This window comes from Vibrio sp. 378 (genome assembly GCF_033339435.1).
The window spans coordinates 1-543 of sequence record NZ_JAWOUO010001049.1; the positions used below are offsets into that span (position 1 = coordinate 1).

Consider the following 543-nt stretch of genomic DNA (forward strand, 5'->3'; position numbering starts at 1 on the left):
CGAAGTGAGTGGTTTGTATTGGAGTTTAAGGATGAAGTTTAAAATCGGTTTAATATCCGCAGCTATTTTGTTATCTGGGTGCGCGACTCAAAAAATGGCTTTCCCGATACAAAACAAATTAACCATTACAGGCAATACGTTGGTGTACGACGGCATGATTACCGGGGATGCCGTGCTTGAAGCCATAAGAATGGTGAATGATAGTGACCAGAAAGTGACAACATTACGTATTACCAGTAGTGGTGGTGATATTGGCGTCGGGATCGAGTTTGGTCACTTCATAAAAAACAACGATATGGATGTGATCGTCAGCCAATTGTGTTTTTCTGCTTGCGCGAATTACATATTGCCTGCGGCGAAAAGTGTGGTGATTGGAAAAGATGCGCTTATTGGGTGGCATGGTGGCGCGAATCAGAGTGACGAGATGTGGGATCAATCGGTTCCTTCGCAATACGAAAAGCAGTTTTATCGCTATCTTACTCGCTTACGAATTAAAGAAGCTGAGTTCTACAACAAAGTAGGAGTGGATCCAAATATTACCGT

At 42.9% G+C, this 543-nt stretch carries 1 protein-coding gene; it reads left to right on the forward strand.

Annotated features, from left to right (window positions below; translation table 11 throughout):
- Positions 1-31: 31 nt before the first annotated feature.
- On the forward strand, positions 32-543 hold a 512-nt coding region (locus R7Q48_RS30295), incomplete at its 3' end, for a hypothetical protein (RefSeq protein WP_318134110.1).